This window comes from Micromonospora sp. SH-82, from assembly GCF_051132485.1.
Taxonomy (GTDB): domain Bacteria; phylum Actinomycetota; class Actinomycetes; order Mycobacteriales; family Micromonosporaceae; genus Micromonospora.
On record NZ_CP148049.1, the window covers coordinates 4,410,442 to 4,432,118 of the forward strand.

Genomic DNA, 21,677 nt, shown 5'->3' on the forward strand with positions numbered 1-21,677 from the left:
CAGCGGGCGCTGCCATCTGCGCCACCGTCGTGCTGACCCGGGGTGGCTCCGCCGTCGGCCGGACCCTCGGCGCCGCCGTCCGCGCCACCGTCCTGGTGACCCGGGGTCGCTCCGCCGTCGGCCGGACCCTCGGCGCCGCCGTCCGCGCCACCGTCCTGGTGCCCCGGGGTCGCCCCGCCGTCGGCCGGACCCTCCAGGCCGCCGCCGGTGTTCGTGGTGATGTCGTCGTCGTTGAGTGCCATCGGTGCTCCCTCGGATGTGCCGCCCCGCTGGTACCGGGGGTTCTTCGTGCAGCGGGAGGTACCCCACGCGCGATCGTCTCTAACCCTGTTCACGGTAGATGTCCGGCGGCGCCGGCACTGCCGGTTCGCACACCACCGCCAGGCCGACCCCGCCGTGTCGCCGCTTCGCCGTCAGGGCATCATCCGGCTCAGGTCCTGCGGCATCGTCGCCTTCACGTCGTCCCACTCGCCCTGGGTGACGTGTCTGCGCAGGGCGTCCAGCACGACCTGGACCACCCGCTCCACGCCGCCGTCGACGTCGTACGGGAATCCCTGCCGGGCCTCGTAGAGGAAGTCGTCCCGGTTGAGCTTGACCGGCACGTTCTCCGGCTGCCACCCGTCGAAGTAGATCCCCCGGACCAGCACCGGCAGCTGTGCGGCGAATTCGGCGCTCTCCCGTACCGGCATCCGGTCCCGCAACAGGTGCAGGACGGTCCGTAGGGCCGCGTACGACTGGTTGCGCCGGTCCTTCGGCCACCCGTACGCCTGCTCGATGTCCTTGAGGATCAGGTTGGTCTTGTCGAGCGAGGACTCGAACGCGGACAGCATCTGTTCAGCCATCACTGCACCCCCGTAGCTCGGTCGTCTCCCGGCGGTCGTTGCCCGCCGGTGGTCGCCCGACGTGGCGGAACGGGTCCGGCCGTGGCGGACCCGCCCCGGCTCGGGCGACCCCGCTCAGGCCGCCCGGCGTTCCCGGGTCTGCTTGCAGCCCACGCAGGAGGTGGCCGACGGGAAGATCTCCAGCCGCTCGACCGGGATCGGGTCGGTGCACCCCTCGCAGTAGCCGTACGTGCCCTCCGACAGGCGGGCCAGCGCGTGCTCGAACTGGGCCCGGCGGTCGAGGATGGTCCGCAGCAGCGACTGGGCGGTGTCCCGTTCGGCGGTCTTGGTGCCGCTGTCGGCCTGGTCGTCACCGGCGGTGTCCCCCACCTCGACCAGCCGCAGCACCTGGCTCTGCTGGACGGCCTGCTCGTACTCGGCAGAGAGGTCGTCGTAGCGGGCCTGGAGGGCGAGACGGATCTGGTCGACCTCAGCCTCGGGACGGGCCGTGCCGATGGTGTCGTGGACGAGCATCGCTGCCTGCCTTTCGTGCGCTCCGGGTGGTCCCGGGCTCTGCGGGGCTCGCAACCCCGACGACGGTCGTGGTGGTCGACGCCGGCCACGAGGGTCCGACGTCGGTCCCGGCGCCGCCGTGATCAAGCAGCGTCGGTGAGCCGGCCGAATACCCAGACGCCCGCGCGGCCAAACCCGGCTCAGCGAGGTTCTGCCGGCTCCACGATGGCCGGACGGTCCGGGTGGTCGACCCGGACCACCACGTCGGCCAGGGACGCCGGGGCGACCTCCTCGGCATAACGGGCGAACGCGGGCAGGGTCCAGTGGGCCGGGTCGGGGGTCCGGCGGGCCAGGGCGGCCGGGGAGAGTTCCAGGTGCACCGCGACGTCGAACGGCAGCCCACCCCCGAGCAACAGTTCCCCGCTGACCAGGACGATCCCACCCGGCGGCAGGTCGAGGTACGCGCTGCGGCTCGCCCGGTCGGTGCGGGCGTCCCACAGCGCCGGGAGGAGTCGGCCGGAGCCGGTCGGCCCGGCCGGGTCGAGCACCTCGCGGCGCAGTCCGGCCTCGTCGACCCAGGCGTCGTAGTACGAGTCGGGGTTGGTCCGGCCGAACTCCAGACGGACCGAGGCGGGGCGGAGGAAGTCGGCGGTGTGCACGTGCAGCACCGGATGGCCCCGGGCCCGCAGCGGGTCGATCAGGGCGTCGGCCAACCGCCCCGGCTCGGCGGCCGGAGCACCGTCGAGGGCGACCCGCAGCCGCCCGGGCACCGTCACTGCGGTCAGCCGGTCGGTCAGCTCGACCACGAGCCGGTCGGGCGAGATCGGTCGTACGCGCATGACCACCATGGTGCCCGCCGACGGCCGGACGGATGCGAGGCCGGTGGTCGGGGCAGGCTGAGACCGACGCTGGGGCCGGGGCCGGTGTTCGGGCCGGGCTCAGACCGACGCCGGGGGCCGGGGCCGGGGGTGGGGTGGCGACGGGTAGGGGGTTCAGCCGGTGCGGTCGATGGTGACCCGGGCGTCGTCGGCCAGCCGGTAGCCCACCCCGTAGACCGTGGTGACCAGGGGCACGTCGACGCCGACCTTGCCGCGCAGGCGACGGACGTGGACGTCGACGGTCCGGACCCCGGCGTGCTCGTAACCCCAGACGGCGTTGAGCAGCTGCAACCGGGTGAAGACCCGGCGGGGGTTGGCGACCAGGTGCAACAGCAGGTCGAACTCCAGGCGGGTCAGCGGGAGGGGTTCGCCGTCGCGGAGCACCGACCGGGACGAGGCCAGGATGTGCAGGGCCGGGACGGCCGGGGCGACCGGGCGGGATCCGGTCCGGCTGGCGGGGACCGGGTCGGGGCGGCGCTCTCCGGTGCCGGGCCCGGTGCCGGTGGTGGTGACGGTGCACTCGCCGCACTCCACCAGCTCGCGGGCGGCCTCGATGAGCTTACGGGCCGGCCCGGACAGGGTCTCCTCACTGGCCAGTGGGATGGACAGGGTCACGGTGAGTACGGCTGCGGCCGAGCTGGCCGGACGGCGCTGGCCGCCGGGAGGACGCCCCGGGACCACGGGTTGGGACGAATGCCATCCGGCGCGCGGCGAGGCGGGGCTGACCGACATGGTCCTCCTTGGCTGGTCGGATACGTCTGCCCACGGCCCGAAACGCCGCTGCATCGATGCTTCCCGGCGCCCGTGCGAGGGTCAAGTGCCGACCGCGTTGCATGACTGTGACAAATGACAAACCCAACGGAGTCGACCGCTCGCTCTGCGTACGAGACCAGATGATTACAGCAGAGTCGTCAACATGTGCGAATTCGGGGGTCCTGCGACAGGGAGAGCCTCGGTTCCAGCAGCTGGGATAGACGAACGACGACGGGCGTGTCCCCGCCGACGACGTCGGCGGGGACACGCCCGTGGCGGGGCTGACACCCGAACTCGTCACGCTCCGCGATCGATGGTGACCTGTGCCGCGTCCGAGAGGCGATACCCGACGCCGTGCACGGTGGTCACCAGCGGCACACCGATCTTGGACCGCAGCCGTCGGATGTGTACGTCCACGGTGCGGGCCACCGCGTGTTCGTACCCCCACACGTTGCCGAGCAGCTGCAGACGGGTGAAGACCCGGCGGGGGTTCTCGCTGAGGAAGAGGAGCAGGTCGAACTCGATGCGGGTGAGCGACACCTCCTGCCCACCCTGGAAGACCGTCCGGGACCCGACCCTGATCTGCACGACCTCGGGGTCCGGGGCGACCGGCTCTGCCACGGCACGGACGAGGCGGGCGACGGGCACCGGCGGGGCACCGGTCACCGCGACCGTCGGACCCGATGCCCCCTCCTCGGCCTCGGCCAACTCGCGAAGCAGGTCGAACAGGCGGGCCAGCCTCGGGGTCACCGGGCCGGGTTGCAGGTCGACGGTGATGGTCAGGGTCGAGGTCGACCCGGAGCGCGCCACCGGCGCCCGGTCGCTGCGGCGGCCCGGGGGGAACGGGCGCGGCGAGATGGCGACGACAGACATGGAGCCTCCTGGAGATGGCGGTGCCGGCCGACGCGCCCCGGGGTGCGGGGTGACGGTCAGCGCTGCGAGACGGAGCCGGCGGTCACCGGCGACACGACGGACGGAAGGTGGTGGGCCGGGGTCGGTCCGAGTACGGGCAGCCCCGCGTTGCGCCAGGCCACGAAGCCGCCGACGACGTCGGTGGCGTGGCGCAGGCCGAGATCCTGGAGCGCGGCGGCGGCGAGGGAGGAGGTGTAGCCCTCGTGACAGAGGACCACCACCGTCAGGTCGTAGTCGACGACGAACGGCAGGCGTGCGCTGTTGCGCGGGTCGAACCGCCACTCCAGGACGTTTCGTTCCACGATCAGCGAGCCGGGTACGGTGCCGTGCGCGGCCCGCTGGGCGGCGGGGCGGATGTCGACGAGGACGGCACCCTCCCGGTGGGCCAGGTGGGCCTGCTCGCACTCCAGCCGTCGCAACCGGGTGCGGACTTCGGCGAGGATCTCGTCGATCCCCCGCGAGCCGGGGGGCGGTGGACAGGAGGTCGGTGCAGGGGATGTGGAGGCCATTGTCGGATCCTTTCCTGGCGGCCGGCGGGGTGCGACGGCGGGTACGGCGGTCACCACGCGACCCCCGCCTCGGTCACCTCGGCGATGCGCAGCCGCCCGTCGACGAGGTGGTATCGGGTCATCCGGTGCAGCGCGGGACGGTAGACGTGCACGCTCACCGCCGGCCGGTCGTCCCGGTTGGTCACCACGTGGACGTGCCGGGGGCCGAAGCGCCGACCGGTGCCGGCGGTGAGCCGGTGCGGACGCAGGGCTCCCCCGCTGACGGTCTCCTCGGTCAGCACCCCCGAGGCGACCAGGAAGGCGCCGGAGGAACCACCGTGGTCGTGCAGGTCGGTGCCCTGTCCGGGGAGCCAACTCAGCGCCCACACCTCGTGGTCGTCGGCGACGGCGAGCCGGGCGTACCACCGCTGCAGGGGGTCGAAACAGACCGGGGTCGACCAGGTGTGCGGCGCGTCGGCGTACCGGCGGGCGATGGTGAGCAGGTCGGGTTCGCGGCGGCGGATGGTGATCATGTCAGTCCTCGCGGGGCTGTTCCGGGCTTGCCCCACGAGCTTAAAGGGTTAAACCTATAGGGTTAGTAGGGAATACCACATGCTGGGACGGCCGATCCCGTGTCCCTGGTACGCCCCACCCCCGCCGCCGCGCAGGTCGACCGTGACGCGGTCGGCGTCAGAGCCGATGAGGGTTGAACTCCACAGTGGGGTCGGCACCGCCCACCGGCTCGAAGAACCCGGCGTCGGACCGGACCGACTCGAACCGTCGGACCAGCCGGGAACCGAGCCACACCCCCACCGCACCGACGGCGAGCGCGACCAGTTCGACGGCGAACAGCACCCCGGACACGGTCCGGTCCGGTCCGGCCGCACGGACCAGGCAGACCAGCAGGAACAACCCCGCCATCGCGGCGTTGACCAGGTTGAACACGATCGCCGTACGCCGGGTCCGGTCGCCGGGGGTGTCCCACAGGTCGACCATGCCGGCGACGGTGGCCAATGCGGCGGCGACCAACGCCGCCACGCACGTCCAGTAGCCGACCTCGCCGAGGAACGCCGGCCCACCCACCATCGTAGCCAGATCGAAGACGGTGGCGCTGACGAAGAGGCCGAACGGCAACGTCACCAGCATCGGTTGGATCGGTTGGCCGTGCACCCGCAGTCGGCTCTCCATCGGTCCCTCCCCAGGGTCGCGTCCGGTCCCGACCTCCGGTGCTACCCGAGCGGCGCACTGCGAAACAGTGACGACCGCCGGGGTCAGGTGTCCCGGGGGCGGGAGACCGTGGCCACCAGTCGCTCGGCGACCTGTCGCAGGGGGATGTCCAACGAGGAGGCCGCGCCGCGCAGCACCTCCAGGGCCTCGGGCGCGGGGCACCCCCGCTGGGTCATGATGATCCCGACGGCCTGCCCGATCACCCCGTCGGCGAGCTTCGCCGCGGCGACCTCGTCGGCCAGGGCGGCATGCCGGGCCCGGTCCCGGACCGCCGACAGCAGCAGGCCGGCGTGCTCGGCCAGCAGCATCGCGGTCAGCTGACGCCGCGCGGTCAGGGCCTGGGAGGTGTCGGCGTACAGGTTGACCGCGCCGATCACGTGGTCGTCGATGTCGACCGGAGCGGCGACCACACCGAGCACCCCGAGTTCCCGGGCCCGCTCGGTCCACTGCGGCCAGCGCTGCTCGGCCGCCAGGTCGGCGGAGAGGACCATCTCCCGCCGCCGGATGCCGGTCATCGCCGGGGTGTCCGGGCCGTACCGCAGATCGTCGAGTTCGGCCAGTCGGTCGTCGGACGCGGCGACCCCGACCGGCTGCCCGGCCCGCAGGGTGGTGAAGCCGCACCAGGTCACCCCGGGGATCGCGTCGCGGGCGATGCGGACCAGGCGCGTCAACGCCTCGTCGAAGTCGGTGACGGAGATCAACCCGGCGGTCAGCTCACGCAGCAACGCCGCCGTCTCCAGCACTCCAAGGTTCTCCTCGACCGGCTCCCGCGTGTTCAGGTTCACCGGCGCCGGGTCCTCAGCCTCGCCGTCATCGCGCCGTCTCCCCAGACTCCACTCATGATCAACTCTCTATCCGCAATCACTTTTCCGACTCACCGGACCAGCACTACTACCCTCGCAGACATGGGTCGAAACGGCTGCAAAAGCGGCCCCAACGGGTCGGATCAGTCACGACGCGGCCGGGCCGGGGCAGCCTCGGCCCGCTGCCGGGCGACCGTTCCTCGGCGGGCAGCGACGCCGTAAGGGCCGCGCCCGACCGGGGGTCTGGGCTGCCGGTCGGGCACGGACGTCGGGGGAGTCCGCGCCCGACCGGGGCTCAGCGGGAGGCGCTGAGGCGACGACCGACCGAGGCGATGAGCCGGTCCAGCTCCGAGCCGAACGGGTTGTCGTGCACGAGGTACGTCCAGGTGGCGCTCGGACGGACCAGCTTGGCCGCGTCCGGCTCCCAGTCCTCGTCGAACTCGGTCTCGGTGAAGGTGTCGATGGTGCGCCGCTCGATCTCGGGGACCAGGTCGTTGAAGGCCGGCACCGCCGCCCGGTGGAACTCGTCGAGCGGATCGAGGCGCCCCAGGGCCCGCAGGTGCACCCCCTCCCGGACCTCGTTGAGCTCAGCAAGGTGCTCGGCCCAGAGCCGGTCGAGGTGGTAGAGGGCGATCGAGCGGGCCACCCGGGCCAGCAGGTCCTCGTCCATCTCGCCGGCCTTGTCGGGCATCCGGTCCAGCAGCATCAGCGCCGCCACGTCGCTGGTGAGCAGCCGCTCCCGCCGCTCGGCGAGGGCCTTGCGCTGCTGCTCGATCACCACGCTGTACCGCCAGGTGTTGCGGTGGATCTCGTGGTTGACCCCCTCGGCGACCCGCTGGGCGTGCTCCACGGCGTAGTCGACCATCGAGTCGGTGACCAGACCGTCGGCGTTCATCCGGGGCGAGGCCGGGACGGTGTCCCCGGCGTGCCGGACGACCAGGTCGTCCTCCAGGCTGACGAAGAAGACCGAGCCGCCCGGGTCGCCCTGTCGACCGGCCCGTCCCCGCAGCTGGTCGTCGACCCGACGGCTGTCGTGCCGCCCACTGCCGATCAGGTACAGGCCGCCCAGCTCGGCCACCCGGTCCCGGTCGGCCTGGTCGCTGCCGCCGAGCCGGATGTCCACGCCCCGACCGGCCATCTGGGTGGAGACCGTCACCGCGCCGTACGCGCCGGCCTCGGCGATGATGGCCGCCTCGTCGTCGTCGTTCTTGGCGTTGAGGACCACGCTGGGCACCCCGGCCGACTCCAGGGCGGCGGCCAACCCCTCCGACTCCTTGACGTCGAGGGTGCCGACCAGGACCGGACGGCCACGCTCATGGTGACGCCTGATCTCGTCGACGAGCGCCTCCTCCTTCTCCGCCCGGGTGGCGAAGATCCGGTTCGCCTCGTCCTCGCGGATGCAGGGGGTGTTCGGCGGGATCACCGCCACCTCCAGGGAGAAGAACTCCCGGAGCTGGTCGCCGACGAGCACCGCGGTCGCGGTCATCCCGCACAGCTTCGGGTACAGCCCGACGAAGGCCTGGACCGCGATGGTGCCCAGCACCTCCCCCTCGGCGCTCGCGTCGAGCCCCTCCTTGGCCTCCACAGCGGCCTGGAGGCCGTCCGGCCACCGGCGGCGCTGCGCCACCCGGCCCCGCATCTCGTCGATCAGCTCCACCGAGCCGTCGCGCACGATGTAGTCCACGTCGCGGTGCAGCAGGGCGTGCGCGTGCAGCGCCACGTTGACCGCCGAGAGCTGGGCGACGTTCTCCTCGGCGTACAGGTCGATGTCGCCGAGCCTGGCCTCCACGGCGGCGAGGCCGGCGCTGGTCAGCGCGGCACTGCGGCCGTCCTCGGCGACCGTGTAGTGCACCTGGTTGCGCAGCCCGCGCACCAGCGCGGCGGCGGCGTGCACCGGGTCCTGCTCACCGGGGACCGCACCGGCCAGGACCATCGGCACCCGGGCCTCGTCGATCAGGATCGAGTCGGCCTCGTCCACGATCGCGGTCCGCAGCGGCGGCTGGACCCGGTCGTCGATGTCGGTGACGAGCTGGTCGCGGAGGAAGTCGAACCCGGCCTCGCTGACCGACACGTACGTGACGTCCCGGTCGTACGCGTCGCGCCGCTCCTGCGGGGTGCTCGCCTCGTTGACCCAGCCGACGGTGAGGCCGAGCAGCTCGTACACCGGCTCCATCCACTGGGCGTCGCGGCGGGCCAGGTAGTCGTTGACGGTGAGCACGTGGACGGGCCCGTTGCCGAGCCGGACGTGCCCGCTGGCGGCGATCGCGGCGGTGAGCGTCTTGCCCTCACCGGTGGCCATCTCGGCGACCTTCCCCGACAGCAGGGCCATCGCCCCGAGCAGCTGCACGTCGTACGGACGCTGGTCCAGTGCCCGCCGGGCCGCCTCCCGACCGACGGCGCAGATCTCGACGTACCCGTCGGCACGACCGGCGGCCGCGGTGAGCCCGGCGTCGTCGAGGTTGGTCAGCTTCTTCTCGCGCGACTCGATCTCCGGCAGCAGCTTCTCCAGCGGCGCCAGGTCGACCGTCGTCCCCGGGCGCTGGAGGAACCGCTGGAACTTGGCCTTCAACCGTTGCGACACACCCATGGACCGCCGAGCCTCCCGAGACCGCGCGCCGGGTGGTGGGTTCGGCGCGACACACCCATGAGCCGCAACGGTACGCGACGGACGCGCAAAGTCACGCCCCGCCCGCCGACGCAACGTCTCCCGAACGGGCGACACCGCAGACCCGGGACGGGTGGAAGGGTTTCTCGACGCGGTCGAGGGGAACGCGCCCCGGCGACGACGCACCGGGCGGGGCCGAGGAGGGCACGATGACGGGGTCGACGGCGCGGGAGCCGGGCCGGGGTCAGCCGCCGCTGCGGCGGGTCGCCCAGGCGGTCGGGGTGGTCTTCCTGCTGGTCGGGCTGCTCGGCTTCGTGCCCGGGGTGACCACCGACGTCGGTGCGCTCCGGTTCGCCGGGCACGAGTCCGACGCCCGGCTCCTCGGCGTCTTCCAGGTCTCGGTGCTGCACAACCTCGTCCACCTGCTCTTCGGGGTGGCCGGGCTGCTGCTGGCCCGTACCACGTCGGGAGCGCGGACCTTCCTGGTCGGCGGGGGCGCGATCTACCTGGTCCTGTGGGTGTTCGGGCTGGTCGTCGACCACGGCAGCACGGCGAACTTCATCCCGGTCAACACCGCCGACAACTGGCTGCACCTGGGGCTGGGGGTCGGGATGGTGCTGCTCGGTCTGCTGGTGCGGGGGGCCGCCCCACGGCACCGGGCCCGGAGCGGACGCCAGGGCTGAGGGCGGGCCGAGGCCGTTCCCCCGCCGACCCGGTCCACGGGCGGCGTGTCCGCCGTCGCGCCCGGGTGCGGTTTCGCACCCCGGAGGCAGGGGTAGATCGCAGGCCACACGAGATGGAGGGGCGGGCCGATGCCGAGCCGGATCAGCGCCACGGTCGACGACCAGTCACCGGTCACCGTCGTCCGGTTGTGCGGCGATCTCGACATGGTGACCATGTGGTCGGTGCACGCGGTGCTGCAGCGTTGCGTCGCCGCGCAGCCCGACGCCCTCGTCGTCGACCTCGCCGAGACCCGGGTCACCGACCGGTCGGCGTTGTCGGTGTTCACGGCGATCTGCCGCCAGGCGGCCGACTGGCCGGTGGTGCCCACGGTGCTCTGCTCCCCGCCGCCGTCGACGGCGGACTGGCTGGCCGCCTCCACCGCCTGTCAGGTGGTCCCGGTACGTCCGGACGGGGCGGAGGTCGCCCGGATCGCCGACACCACCGCCGTCCCCCGGCTCCGGGTGCGGTTGGAGCCGGTGACCAGCGCCTGCCGACGGGCCCGGGAACTGGTGAGCGACGCCTGCGCCCGGTGGAACCTGCCGGAGTCGGCAGGTCCGGCCTCCCTGGTCCTCAGTGAGCTGGTCGGCAACGTGGTCCGGCACGCCGGCACCCCGATGCAGGTCACCCTGACCCTGCGCCGGCCGTACCTGCACGTCGCCGTCGCTGACGGCTCCCGTCGTACGGCCCGTCCCGGCGGGTTGGACCTGCGGGCCGAGGGGGGTCGGGGCCTGTTGCTGGTGCGCGAGCTGACCCAGCGGTGGGGCAGCGCCCCGGCCCGGGACGGCAAGGTCGTCTGGGCGATACTGCCCGCCACCTGAGGATATACCCGAATTTCCACCTCTCTCCTGGTTTCATGGTCGGAGGGGCGGGTAGCCACGCCCGTCCCATATGTCTGACCGACGGGGTGAGTGCGATGCCCAAGCGGGCAACGAAGGAAATCGGGCACGACCGGGGGCCCGCGATCCTGGCGCCGGCCCGCTTCGGTGGCTTCCCCGGCCCGGTCCACCGGCCCCTGCCCGGCAGCCACCTGGTCAAACTCCTGGCCACCACCGACGCCAAGCAGATCGGCCTGCTCTACCTGGGCACCTCGTTCGTGTTCTTCCTGATCGGCGGCATCCTGGCCCTGCTGGTCCGGGCGGAGTTGGGCCAGCCCGGGTTGCAGCTACTCTCCCCCGAGCAGTACAACCAGGCCTTCACCATGCACGGCACGATCATGCTGCTGCTCTTCGCCACCCCGCTGGTCTTCGCCTTCGGCAACTATCTGGTCCCGTTGCAGATCGGCGCCCCGGACGTGGCGTTCCCCCGCCTCAACGCGCTCGCGTACTGGCTCTACCTGTTCGGGGGGACCATCGCCACCGCCGGGTTCGTCACCCCCGGCGGGGCCGCCGACTTCGGGTGGTTCGCGTACACCCCGCTGAGCCTCGCCGAGCACAGTCCCGGCGTCGGCGGCAACCTGTGGATCGTCGGCCTGGTCGTCTCCGGGCTGGGCACCATCCTCGGTGCCGTCAACCTGATCACCACCACCCTGACCCTGCGGGCCCCCGGCATGACCATGTTCCGGATGCCGATCTTCACCTGGAACCTGCTGCTCACCAGCGTCCTGGTGATCCTGGTCTTCCCGCTGCTGGCCGCCGCGCTGCTGGCGTTGGCCGCCGACCGGATCCTCGGTGCCGCGGTCTTCAGCCCGGACACCGGTGGTCCGATGCTCTGGCAGCACCTGTTCTGGTTCTTCGGCCACCCCGAGGTCTACATCGTCGCCCTGCCGTTCTTCGGCATCGTCACCGAGATCATCCCGGTCTTCGCCCGTAAGCCGATCTTCGGCTACACCGGCCTGGTGTTGGCCACCATCGCCATCACCGTGCTGTCGATGAGCGTCTGGGCGCACCACATGTTCGGCACCGGGCAGGTGCTGCTGCCGTTCTTCAGCTTCCTCAGCTACCTCATCGCCGTACCGACGGGGGTGAAGTTCTTCAACTGGCTCGGCACCATGTGGAAGGGGCAGATCACCTTCGAGACGCCGATGCTGTTCGCCATCGGGTTCCTGGTCACCTTCCTGCTCGGCGGGTTGACCGGGGTGCTGCTGGCCAGCCCGCCGGCGGACTTCCACGTCACCGACTCGTACTTCGTGGTGGCGCACTTCCACTACGTCCTGTTCGGCACCATCGTCTTCGCCGCGTTCGGCGGGATCTACTTCTGGTTCCCGAAGATGACCGGGCGGCTGCTCGACGAACGTCTCGGCAAGGTCCACTTCTGGACCATGTTCGTCGGGTTCCACGCCACCTTCCTGGTCCAACACTGGCTCGGTGCCGAGGGGATGCCCCGCCGGTACGCCGACTACCTGGACACCGACGGCTTCACCACCCTGAACGTGATCTCCACGGTCGGGTCGTTCGTCCTCGGCCTCTCCACCCTGTTCTTCATGTACAACGTGTGGCGGTCCTGGCGGTACGGGGCGCTGGTCACCGTCGACGACCCGTGGGGGTTCGGCAACTCGCTGGAGTGGGCCACCACGTGCCCGCCCCCGCTGCGCAACTTCGACCGGATGCCCCGGATCCGCTCCGAGCGGCCCGCCTTCGACGCCAAGTACGGCCCACTCGTCGCCGACCTCGGCCGGGACCTGCCACAACGGACCACCCGCCCGCCCCAGCGGCTCAGCGAGGAGTTCCGCCGCGAACACCACCCGGCCGAGTCCCCGGCCGCCGAGGGGGCGCACGGCGCCCGGGAGGCCGAGGCGTACCAGCCCGCCCCGCAGTCCGGTGCCCGACCGGTGGAGGTGCCCGAGCCGGAGGAGGTGCGCCGCCCCAGCTTCGAGCAGACCGACGAGCCGGAGACGGGGGCGCTCGGTGCCGAACGGGACCCGCAGCCCGACGAGCGCTGGCGGCACCCGCACAGCCGGGGCGACGGCACCGAACACTGACTGACGCGACCCCCGGGCCGACCCGCGTGCGGGCCTGCCCGGGGGTCGCACCGGGAACGACAACCCGCCTCCGCCGCCGGGCGAGCCCTGAAGGCGGAGGCAACCGACCTCCTACCGCTCGGGGACCGGTGACTTCACCGTCGCCGGGCGGGCCGGCTCGGTCTCGGCGGCACCGGTCTGCCACGGCGGCGGGGTGTCGGCGAGCATCGCCTGACGCAACCAGGTCAGCGCCCGCGACAGCAGCCGGGACACGTGCATCTGCGAGATGCCGAACCGGGCGGCGATCTCGGCCTGGGTCTGGTTGCCGTAGAACCGCATCGCCAGGATCCGTCGCTCCCGCCAGGGCAGCCGGTGCAGCAGGCCGCTGACGGTGACCCGGTCGTCGACCGACTCCAGGGCGTTGTCCGACTCCCCGACCAGGTCACCGAACTCGGCCGAGCTCTCCCCGCCGACGGGGGCGTTGAGCGAGGCCGGACTGTATCCGGCGGCGGACTCCAGGGCGGCGAGGATCTCCTCCTCGGGGGTCTCCAGCCGCTCCGACAGCTCGGCCACGCTGGGTGCCCGGGACAGTTCACTGGTCAGCGCGGCGGTGGCCTGACCGACCTCGAGGATCAGGTCCCGCAGTCGGCGGGGCACGTGCACCCCCCAGGTCCGGTCCCGGAAGTGCCGCTTGATCTCACCGACGATGGTGATGGCCGCGTACGCGGTGAACGACCCCCGTTCCGGGTCGTACCTGTCGACGGCGTTGACCAGCCCCAACCGGGCCACCTGTTCCAGGTCCTCCAGGGGTTCGCCGCGCCCCCGGTACCGTCGGGCCAGCCGACCGGCGAAGGGCAACGCGAAGCGGACCAGATCGTCGCGGGCCTCCTGCCGCCGCTCCGGTGGCACACCTTCGATCCGGGCCGCGTACGCCATGGCGGCGGCGTCCAGATCCTCCAGGCCGCGATCGGTGGTCGGCGGTGGTGTGGTCGTGCCGGTCTGTCCGAACATCCGCGCCTCCCTCAGGAAGGTCCCCGCCCGGATGGGAACCGCTGTCGCGCATGGTGAAGCCACGCACCGGGCCGGAGAGTGGGTCACGTGGCTGGAATCCGTAGCCGGAACACGGTGCCGCTGACGGCACCGGCCGGGACGACGCCCGGCACCCCCGTGGGCACCTCCGGGCCGTCGCGGCCTGCGGTGTTCCCGCTCCGTAGGTACTCAATCACGAGACGTGAGATCGCGAGGATGATTCGACAGGTTGGGTCCGGACGGTCCGCCGGACCCCTCGTCCGGGTCCGGCGACGTCGGTTTCAGCAGACGGTCAGGCCCTGTCGGGCCCCGTCGTCGCGCAGGGCGGCCAGCGCCACGTCGACGGTCAGGGGCGGCGGGGTCGGCAGGTCGTACGGCTGGGCCCGCAGCACCTCGGTGGCCCGGCGGGTGGGCACCGCCGTCACCGGGTAGCCGCGTACGCAGGTGCGGTCCATGGCCCGGCGGCGTCGGCCGAACCCGGCGACGGCCAACCACTGGGGCAGCCCGGCCAGCGCCGGGGAGCGGACGCCCGGCGGTTCGGGGAGCACGTCGACCGAGCTGAACGGTTCGCTGCCGGCCAGCCACCACTCCACGCCGGTGACCGACCGGCGGGTGGCGTTCTCGCACCAGTACGGCACCAGTCCGGCGCGCAGGACCTGCCACGGGTCGACGAGCCGTCCGCACTCCACGACCAGCCGGTTGCCGCTCTTGCCCGCCTCCCGCAGCCACCGTCGGTAGAGGTCGGCGACCGTCGCGCTGAGCGCCTCGGGTCGTGGGACGAACACCTGGTGCAGGGGATGGTCCCGACGGGCGGCCCACTGCCGGGCGCTGCCCTCGAAACCGGACTCCACGCCGTGTTCGGCGGTCGCCTGCGCGCAGGTCACCTCGGGCGGGTCCCAGCGGCAGTCGTCGCCTCCGGCGGCGCGCAGCACCTGCCGCAGGGCGTGACTGTCGGGGTGGAAGTCGACGGGGTCCAGCCCGCTGGGCGGGCAGCCGATCTGGAAGGTGTGCTCCGGGCCGACGTCCACGACCGGCCAGGTCCGGCCGTCGGCGAGCAGCACCACCGCCGCCTTCGGTTCGAGGTGGTCGGTGAGGAACCTGCGGTACGCCCCGGGCAGGTGCCGCCACCGGACCGTCAGCGACACCGTCTGCCCGGCGGCGGTCCCCCGGCTGGCCGGGCAGTGCACCTGCCGGACGTGGACGTCGGCGTTGCCCCCGAGCAGCCGGGCGCTGAGCGCGCTGCCGTGGGACAGGGCGTGGTGGGGGCGGTCCACCTCTCCCCCGGGCCACTGCACGTTCACCTCGAAGGCGGTGGGCAGCCAGGGCACCCCGAGGGCGACGGCCAGGTGCATCGCCGCCCCGTGCGGGGAGCCGAGGAGGACGCCGGGGTAGCGGCGGCGGGGGTACTGGTCGGTGAGCCATCGGGCCACCTGGTCGGTGTCGACCTCGGCGAGGTGTGCGGGCTTGAGCGCCGACCGTCCGGCGGCCCGGGCCACAGCGGTACGCCGTACCGCCTCGGGTGCGGCGGAGATCCGGGCGAGGGTGGCCGGTTGTCCCAGGTCCGCGCAGTCGGTGTTGCGCAGCGCGCGGGCCGTCGCCGCCACCAGCAGCCGGGCCAGGCTGCCCGTCGAGACGACGCGCTCGCAGGTCAGGCCACCGCCCGACAACCTCGCCGGCCCCTGGCGTACCGGCTCCACCTTGCCTCGTTCGCTCACCACGGGCCCCGGCTTCCCACCCCCATGCGGTTCAAACAGGGCATAGGCCACGGGTCGGATCAATCGGGACGGCGAGCCGATCAGGGACCGGGGTTCGACACGACGCGACGGGCGGGTGCACCCGGTCGGTGCGCCCACCCGTCGGTGCCTGTCGGCGGCCCGATGAGACTAGGTCCGACCCGGCGTGCCCTCGTCGACGTAGCGCAACACCGCGCCGACGCCGTCGGCCAGGTCGGGTGCCTCCTGCGGGGCGAGGACCGTCACCGTCGCGTCGGTACCTGCCAACGCCCGCACCAGGGCGGCGTCGGCACGGACCTGGCGCACCTCACCGCCGCCGGTCAGACTCCCCGGGTCGGTGGCGATGTCGGTGGGCTCCGGGCCGATCCAGAGCCGACCGGTGGCCGACGGGTCGTCGACGATCACCATCGTGTCGACCTGGTTGCGTTGCAGGGCGGACACCACGGCGTCCAGCCCCGCTCCGACGTCCTCCTGGGTGCCGAACCGGTCCAGGGTGGCGTCGACCCGGGCCTGCGCCGCCTCGGCGATGACCTGCACCGTCACGTCGTCCATCGCAGCCGGGTCGGCCCCCGGGGCCCGGGACCCGGCGTCGGTGCGGACCACCATGTCCTGCCACCGACGGGGCAGCTGGGCGGCGATGGCCCCGGTGGCCCGGATGTCCCCGGCGAGCACCAGGACCTCCGCGTCGACCCGTTCGGCCAGGTCGGCCGCGACGGCGGCGGTGTCCCCGGCGTTCTGGTGCCGGGCCTCGTCGGCGGCGCGCTGGTACCGCGACTGGGACCAGCCGCCCGGCTGGGACCGCCGCAGCGGGTACGTCGTCCCACCCCGGACCCGGGCGCGACGGGGCATCTCCCCGGCGTCGGCCGCGACGGCGTCGGCGCCGGTACGGTCGGCCAGGATCCGTACCCAGGAGATCTGCTCGCCGCGCTGGGCGACCAGGGGCATGGTGTGCGGGAGGTCCGCGACGGCGGCGATGTCCCGCAGTGGCGGCGCGGAGAGGTACTCGGAGAGCACCACCCGACCCCGGGTGGCGAACACGGCGATGCCGTAGTCACCGGCCATCGGGGTGTGGCCCCGCACCACCTGGTCGACGGCGTCGACGGTGGCCTCGTCCGCCCCCTGGGCGATCAGTTCGCCTCGCAGGGCTCGCCAGCGCAGGTCCAGCGCCGGGCGGGAATCCTCGGTGTCCCGGGAGGCGTCCAGGTAGACCGAGCACCACGGTCCGGGACGGTCGTACAGCGGGCGCAGGAAGGACAGCTCCATGCTCGACCCCTTTCCAGCTCGGGCCCTGCGCTTACCCGTACCGATGGGGAAGTCACCCCCGACGCCGCGAAGACGACTCGCGTTCGGTCCTGTCGTTCACGCACGAACACCGATACGATCGGTACCGGGAACCGGACTCTGGGTGGCGAACGACTCTCGGTGGTGCACATGGACAGCGACCTCGGTTACCGGCGGGTCCCCCGCCCGACGGGGCGGATCTTCACCGGTCGGGTGGTCCGCCTGATGGACGGTTACACCCGGGAACTCAAGATCGGTCAGCCCGTCCTGGTCGCCGTGGTGACCGCCGCCGGTGTGATGGGTCTGCTGGTCCTGGCCATCCGGTCGATGCTCTCCAGCGCCACCGGAGGGGGCAGCCGGCGCAGCTGGAAAGAACTGCGCAAGGGTCCGGAATACCTGGTCACCCCGCTACGCCTCCGCGACCGGGACGACCGCCTCTTCGAGGTGGAGCTGCACGGACACCTGGCCCAGAGCGCACTGCACCCGGCGGACTGGGTGCAGATCACCCTCCGACCGCAGGATCCGGACCTGCCGCCCCGGGTCGAGCAGATCGTCAACCTGACCACCGGGCAGCTGCTGCGGCCACGGCACGCCACCCTCTGGTCCCACCTCGGCCCGCCCCTGCTGCTCCAGGCGATCCTGGGCCTCCTGCTGATCCTGGCGATCGCCGCCCTGATCGTGCTCTTCTGAGCCGGTGACAGGGGTGACCCGTGCTCAGCCGACCGGGGCGGGAGCCCGGTCGGCGGCGTCGGCGGCGGAGGCGTCGAGCATCCCCCGACGGGCAGCCCACCGCTCGAAGACGATGGTGGCGAACGGCGGAATCGCGCAGACCAGGGCGACCCCGGTGGCCACCAGGCTCCACCGGTGCAGCCGCGCCACCGCCAGGACCATGATCCCGTACGCCACGAAGAGCGCCCCGTGGATCGGCCCGAAGATCTGCACCCCGAGTTCGTTGCCGGGCGGGCCGTACTTGACCGCCATCCCGATCAGCAGTCCCAGCCAGGAACCCGCCTCGGCGATCGCCGCCACCACGAACAACCGGGTCACCATCTCGCGCTTCGTCACACGCCCACCTCCTGCGGAGGCAATGCTAGACAGGTCGACGGGGCGACCGACGCACCGGCCCGCCGTGAGAGGAGCAGAATCACCGCACCGTGGGTAAGGGAGAGCAGACGTTCGGTCCACCCCGACCGCCACCCCGGCGACACGGGTGAACCATCGGCGACAGGATGGTGACGATGGGCGAGGATGTCGGGGTCCAGACGTTCAGTCGCGCGGACCGGGCCCGCTACCGGGACAAGGTGCGGCGGTGTCTCGACGTCCTCGGTGAGATGCTCCGGGAGTCCCGGTTCGACACCGACCGTCCGATGACCGGGCTGGAGATCGAGCTGAACCTGGTCGACACCGGCTCCCTGCCGGCGATGCGCAACGCCGAGGTGCTCGCCGCCATCGCGGACCCGAGCTTCCAGACCGAACTCGGCCAGTTCAACGTGGAGATCAACGTTCCGCCCCGGCGGCTCGTCGGGACCGCCACCGCCGACGTCGAGGCCGACGTCCGGGCCAGCCTCAACTCCGCCGACGTGAAGGCCCGGGGCCTCGACACCCACCTGGTGATGATCGGGATCCTGCCCACCCTCCGCCCGGAGCACCTGACCGCCGGGACCCTGTCGGCCAACCCCCGCTACCGGCAACTCAACGAGCAGATCTTCGCCGCGCGGGGCGAGGACCTGCCCATCTCGATCGCCGGGGTCGAGCGCCTCGCGGTCACCGCCGACACCATCACCCCCGAGGCGGCCTGCACCAGCACCCAGTTCCACCTCCAGGTCAGCCCCGCCCAGTTCGCCGACTACTGGAACGCCGCGCAGGTCGTCGCCGGTATCCAGGTGGCGCTCGGGGCGAACTCCCCGCTGCTGTTCGGCAGGGAACTGTGGCGGGAGACCCGGATACCCCTGTTCCAGCAGGCCACCGACACCCGGGCCGAGGAGATCAAAGCCCAGGGGGTACGCCCCCGCGTGTGGTTCGGGGAACGCTGGATCTCCAGCGTCTTCGACCTGTTCGACGAGAACGTCCGCTACTTCCCGGCCCTCCTGCCGGTCTGCGACCCGCAGGACCCGGTGGCGACCCTCGCCGGTGGGGACGTGCCGAACCTGGCCGAGCTACGGCTGCACAACGGGACCGTCTACCGGTGGAACCGCCCGGTCTACGACGTGTGGCGCGGCCGCCCGCACCTGCGGGTGGAGAACCGGGTCCTGCCCGCCGGCCCCACCGTCCTGGACACCGTCGCCAACGGCGCGTTCTACTTCGGTCTGGTCCGCGCCCTGGCCGAGTCGGACCGTCCGCTGTGGTCGCAGATGTCGTTCAGCGCCGCCGAGGAGAACTTCCTGTCCTGCGCCAGGTACGGCATCGACGCCCCGGTCTTCTGGCCCGGACTGGGCTACCTCCCGGTGACCGAGCTGACGCTGCGCCGCCTGCTGCCGATGGCCCACCACGGGCTGGACCGGTGGGGCCTCGACCCGGCCGAACGCGACAGGTTGCTCGGCGTCGTCGAGCAGCGCTGCCTGACCGGTCGCAACGGGGCCACCTGGCAGGTGGAGACCCTGCACCGGTTGGAGTCCGCCGACCACCTGGACCGCCCGGCGGCCCTGCGCGAGGTGGTCCGCCACTACGTCGACCTGATGCACACCAACCGACCGGTGCACGAGTGGCCGATCCCCTGAGACCCGCCCGGCCCGGCCGCCTCCCGGGTGACGGACCGGTGTGGACACCGGACTAGAGTGCCTCGCGTGGCGACCGACACCGCAGCGATCGACTCCGCGCTGACCCTGCTCCGCGAGACCGGTGACACCCTCCCCTACCCGGGCACCTGGTTGTCCGCACCCCGGGTCGAGGAGACCGGCACCGTCCTGGCCGTCGACGAGGGTCTGTCCCAGCTGGTCGTCGACGCCGAGACCGGGTCCGTGCACCTGGTCGACGACGAGGGAGCCGAGCTGGTCAACTCCAGCCTGGCCGCGTTCGTCGCCTGCGCCGAGGCGTACCGCGCCGCGCAGGTGACCGCCGGGGCGATCGACGAGGAGGCCGACGAGGAGTTGGAGGCGCTCGGCGAGCAGCTCACCGACCGGTTCCGGGAGATCGACCCACCGGCGGTCGCGGACGAGAACACCCTCTGGGCGATCGCCGCCGAAGAACTCGGCTACGGAATGATCTGACCCGCACCGTGGCCCGCCCCCGGGGCGTCGCGACGGCGGGGGACCGGACGGCAGGCCACTCACCCACGCCGGTGGGTAGTCGCGGGCGACCTGCCGCCACACCATCGGTTCCTTGATCGTTTGCGGTTCACCTACATCTCCCCCGGCGTGTCGTGTAGGTCAACCGCAAAGGATCAAGGAGTTCTCCCGTGTCGGGGGATGTGGGTGGGGTTGGCCCCCGGGTGGTAGCCACCCCGGCCCTTCCGGCCTCCCCAGCCCTCCCCGGGGCCACCCCCGCCAGCAGATCCAGCCAGCCAGGCAAGGGGACCTCAGGCGGCGGCCGACCGATGCTGCCCGGACTCAAACGGGTTGGTGTCCGGGTGGGGGACGTTTGAACCGTTCGGTGAGTGCGGCGTGGAGAGGCTCCCAGTCCGTTGCCGACCTGTCTTCGTGGGACTGATGTTTTCAGTAGGCTTCGACGAGATGTTGCAACCTCTCAGGGCAGGGCAATGGGAATCCATTTCCTCTGAAACCGTGAACCATCGAGTTCATGTCGCTGTTGATCCCTGGTAGCCGGCTTGGTATCGCCCTGTCCCGGTTGGTTGGTTCGCTCAGCTGGCGTTCGCATGCGGCCGTGACAGCCGTCCGTTGTTCCATCATCGACCAGCCGAAGGAAGTTGCTGCCCTCGATCGCAGGCGCGCGCGGATCAGCGGAGACGCGCTGACCCGAGCGCAGTCCCTGGCCCTGATCACGGAAGCGGCAGACTCATGGACATGACCGGCGCGCAGTGGTGTAAGAGCAGCAAGAGCGGCAACAACGGCGGCGATTGCATCGAGATCGCCGACAACCTCGCGGACGTCGTGCTCGTCCGCGACACCAAGGACCGCGCCGGTGGAACCCTGACCTTCGACCCGGCCGCCTGGCGGGCGTTCGTCGGCATGGCGGCGGCGCGTCGCTGACTGACGAGAAGCGCCCCCGGTCTCGCAGCCGGGGGCGCTTCTCCGTGTCGGTCGGGAAGGGACGACCTCCCAGACAGGCGTCAGGTCTACTCCGTGGGTGCGAGGCGGTAGACCGAGACGTGGCTGCGGCATTCGGCGGTGAACTCGCCGCCGGTCCAGTCGGCGTGCCGACTCTCCAGCTCGAATCCGGCCAGCTGTCCCATCAGGTCCAGCTCGGTGGGCCAGATGTAGCGGTGGGGGCTGCGGAACAGCGACGCCTGTCGGCTGTCGTCGAATCGGAAGTGGTGCGACACGACGATCTGCCGTAGCGGGTCGTAGGTGTCCAGTCCGATGTAGCCGGTCTCGCTCGACCAGACCGTGGCCTGCTGGCCGGGTGGGAGTTTCCGCAGCTCGGGCACCCACAGCTCGATCACGAACCGGCCGCCGGGGGCGAGGTGCCGGGCCGCGTTGCGGAAGCAGGCCACCTGCTCGGCCTGGGTCAACAGGTTGGAGATCGTGTTGTAGACCAGGTAGACAAGGGAGAACTCGCCCGGGGCGGTGGCGGTCGCCATGTCCCCGACCACCACCGGGATCCTCGACTCGTCGGCCTTCTCGCGCAGTCGCGCGATCATCGGCTCGGAGAGTTCGATCCCGGTCACCGGCACCCCGGCCTCGGCCAGTGGCAGTGCCACCCGACCGGTGCCGATCGCGAACTCCAGCGCCGCCCCGCCGTCGGCGAGCGCGGCGAGGCGGTCGACGGTCGGACCGAGGACCTCGGGGGCGAACATGCCCGTTCCGGGGGTGTCGTAGTCGCGGGCGGTGTCGGCGTTCCAGATCTCGTCCTGCCTCATGTCACGAACGTCGTGCATCGGGCTCCTCGTGTCGAACGGA

23 protein-coding genes and 1 pseudogene are annotated in these 21,677 nt (G+C 72.0%); 8 read left to right on the forward strand and 16 right to left on the reverse strand.

The genetic code is table 11. From position 1 onward, the window contains the following. Window positions 1-5: 5 nt before the first annotated feature. The 11 genes and pseudogenes from WHN02_RS19620 to secA2 all read right to left on the reverse strand — a co-directional run. A pseudogene (locus WHN02_RS19620) lies at window positions 6-242 on the reverse strand (hypothetical protein); the annotation flags it as partial. 171 nt (window positions 243-413) lie between these two features. Further along, entirely contained in the window at window positions 414-842 is a 429-nt protein-coding gene (locus WHN02_RS19625) for a DUF2267 domain-containing protein (RefSeq protein ID WP_434740166.1), read from the reverse strand. 114 nt (window positions 843-956) lie between these two features. Further along, window positions 957-1,355 carry a TraR/DksA family transcriptional regulator gene (locus WHN02_RS19630; protein WP_434740167.1) on the reverse strand — a complete coding sequence of 133 codons (399 nt, stop codon included), beginning with the start codon at window positions 1,353-1,355 and terminating at the stop codon, window positions 957-959. Window positions 1,356-1,534: 179 nt separating this feature from the next. Continuing rightward, window positions 1,535-2,173 carry a uridine kinase gene (locus tag WHN02_RS19635; RefSeq protein WP_434740168.1) on the reverse strand — a complete coding sequence of 213 codons (639 nt, stop codon included), beginning with the start codon at window positions 2,171-2,173 and terminating at the stop codon, window positions 1,535-1,537. Window positions 2,174-2,326: 153 nt separating this feature from the next. Beyond that, on the reverse strand, window positions 2,327-2,944 hold the full coding sequence (locus tag WHN02_RS19640) for a winged helix-turn-helix domain-containing protein (RefSeq protein WP_434740169.1): 618 nt from the start codon (window positions 2,942-2,944) through the stop codon (window positions 2,327-2,329). 318 nt (window positions 2,945-3,262) lie between these two features. Next, window positions 3,263-3,838: a winged helix-turn-helix domain-containing protein gene (locus WHN02_RS19645; protein WP_434740170.1), complete on the reverse strand. Its 576-nt coding sequence runs from the start codon at window positions 3,836-3,838 to the stop codon at window positions 3,263-3,265. Between the two features lie 56 nt (window positions 3,839-3,894). Next, window positions 3,895-4,386 (reverse strand): rhodanese-like domain-containing protein, encoded by a 492-nt coding sequence (locus WHN02_RS19650; RefSeq protein ID WP_434740171.1) that lies wholly within the window; start codon window positions 4,384-4,386, stop codon window positions 3,895-3,897. A 50-nt stretch (window positions 4,387-4,436) separates the two neighbouring features. Next, window positions 4,437-4,898 carry a cysteine dioxygenase gene (locus tag WHN02_RS19655; RefSeq protein ID WP_434740172.1) on the reverse strand — a complete coding sequence of 154 codons (462 nt, stop codon included), beginning with the start codon at window positions 4,896-4,898 and terminating at the stop codon, window positions 4,437-4,439. Between the two features lie 157 nt (window positions 4,899-5,055). Further along, window positions 5,056-5,553 (reverse strand): DUF2231 domain-containing protein, encoded by a 498-nt coding sequence (locus tag WHN02_RS19660; protein WP_350897914.1) that lies wholly within the window; start codon window positions 5,551-5,553, stop codon window positions 5,056-5,058. An 83-nt stretch (window positions 5,554-5,636) separates the two neighbouring features. Next, window positions 5,637-6,377, reverse strand: coding sequence for an ANTAR domain-containing protein (locus tag WHN02_RS19665; protein ID WP_434740173.1), 741 nt, complete (start codon window positions 6,375-6,377; stop codon window positions 5,637-5,639). A gap of 313 nt (window positions 6,378-6,690) precedes the next feature. Further along, entirely contained in the window at window positions 6,691-8,982 is a 2,292-nt protein-coding gene (gene secA2, locus WHN02_RS19670; RefSeq protein WP_434740174.1) for an accessory Sec system translocase SecA2, read from the reverse strand. 227 nt (window positions 8,983-9,209) lie between these two features. Here secA2 and WHN02_RS19675 point away from each other — a divergent pair, with 227 nt between their 5' ends. From WHN02_RS19675 to ctaD, 3 genes are all read left to right on the forward strand, one after another. After that, window positions 9,210-9,683, forward strand: coding sequence for a DUF4383 domain-containing protein (locus WHN02_RS19675; protein ID WP_434740175.1), 474 nt, complete (start codon window positions 9,210-9,212; stop codon window positions 9,681-9,683). A 129-nt stretch (window positions 9,684-9,812) separates the two neighbouring features. Continuing rightward, window positions 9,813-10,541: an ATP-binding protein gene (locus tag WHN02_RS19680; protein WP_434740176.1), complete on the forward strand. Its 729-nt coding sequence runs from the start codon at window positions 9,813-9,815 to the stop codon at window positions 10,539-10,541. A 95-nt stretch (window positions 10,542-10,636) separates the two neighbouring features. Next, window positions 10,637-12,640, forward strand: coding sequence for an aa3-type cytochrome oxidase subunit I (gene ctaD, locus WHN02_RS19685; RefSeq protein ID WP_434740177.1), 2,004 nt, complete (start codon window positions 10,637-10,639; stop codon window positions 12,638-12,640). 111 nt (window positions 12,641-12,751) lie between these two features. Here ctaD and WHN02_RS19690 read toward each other — a convergent pair whose 3' ends face one another. The 3 genes from WHN02_RS19690 to WHN02_RS19700 form a co-directional block, all read right to left on the reverse strand. Beyond that, window positions 12,752-13,630, reverse strand: coding sequence for a SigB/SigF/SigG family RNA polymerase sigma factor (locus WHN02_RS19690; protein ID WP_350897920.1), 879 nt, complete (start codon window positions 13,628-13,630; stop codon window positions 12,752-12,754). 299 nt (window positions 13,631-13,929) lie between these two features. After that, entirely contained in the window at window positions 13,930-15,315 is a 1,386-nt protein-coding gene (locus WHN02_RS19695) for a hypothetical protein (RefSeq protein ID WP_434744011.1), read from the reverse strand. Between the two features lie 216 nt (window positions 15,316-15,531). Then, window positions 15,532-16,644, reverse strand: coding sequence for a Vms1/Ankzf1 family peptidyl-tRNA hydrolase (locus WHN02_RS19700; protein WP_434740178.1), 1,113 nt, complete (start codon window positions 16,642-16,644; stop codon window positions 15,532-15,534). 159 nt (window positions 16,645-16,803) lie between these two features. On the opposite strand from WHN02_RS19700, the gene WHN02_RS19705 reads away from it, so the two are divergent. Beyond that, window positions 16,804-17,352, forward strand: a complete 549-nt coding sequence (locus tag WHN02_RS19705; RefSeq protein WP_434740179.1) for a hypothetical protein — start codon at window positions 16,804-16,806, stop codon at window positions 17,350-17,352. Between the two features lie 24 nt (window positions 17,353-17,376). Here WHN02_RS19705 and WHN02_RS19710 read toward each other — a convergent pair whose 3' ends face one another. Next, on the reverse strand, window positions 17,377-17,712 hold the full coding sequence (locus WHN02_RS19710) for a DUF3817 domain-containing protein (protein WP_434744012.1): 336 nt from the start codon (window positions 17,710-17,712) through the stop codon (window positions 17,377-17,379). Between the two features lie 188 nt (window positions 17,713-17,900). Here WHN02_RS19710 and WHN02_RS19715 point away from each other — a divergent pair, with 188 nt between their 5' ends. The 4 genes from WHN02_RS19715 to WHN02_RS19730 all read left to right on the forward strand — a co-directional run bounded on the left by WHN02_RS19715 (window position 17,901) and on the right by WHN02_RS19730 (window position 20,807). Next, on the forward strand, window positions 17,901-19,379 hold the full coding sequence (locus tag WHN02_RS19715; RefSeq protein ID WP_434740180.1) for a glutamate--cysteine ligase: 1,479 nt from the start codon (window positions 17,901-17,903) through the stop codon (window positions 19,377-19,379). Between the two features lie 66 nt (window positions 19,380-19,445). Then, on the forward strand, window positions 19,446-19,868 hold the full coding sequence (locus WHN02_RS19720; RefSeq protein ID WP_434740181.1) for an SUKH-4 family immunity protein: 423 nt from the start codon (window positions 19,446-19,448) through the stop codon (window positions 19,866-19,868). 529 nt (window positions 19,869-20,397) lie between these two features. Continuing rightward, window positions 20,398-20,625 carry a hypothetical protein gene (locus tag WHN02_RS19725; protein WP_434740182.1) on the forward strand — a complete coding sequence of 76 codons (228 nt, stop codon included), beginning with the start codon at window positions 20,398-20,400 and terminating at the stop codon, window positions 20,623-20,625. Then, window positions 20,616-20,807 carry a DUF397 domain-containing protein gene (locus tag WHN02_RS19730; protein ID WP_434740183.1) on the forward strand — a complete coding sequence of 64 codons (192 nt, stop codon included), beginning with the start codon at window positions 20,616-20,618 and terminating at the stop codon, window positions 20,805-20,807. The genes WHN02_RS19725 and WHN02_RS19730 overlap by 10 nt, the downstream gene beginning before the upstream one ends. An 86-nt stretch (window positions 20,808-20,893) precedes the next feature. Here WHN02_RS19730 and WHN02_RS19735 read toward each other — a convergent pair whose 3' ends face one another. After that, complete coding sequence (locus tag WHN02_RS19735; RefSeq protein WP_434740184.1) at window positions 20,894-21,637, reverse strand: class I SAM-dependent methyltransferase; 744 nt, start codon at window positions 21,635-21,637, stop codon at window positions 20,894-20,896. Window positions 21,638-21,677: the final 40 nt, after the last annotated feature.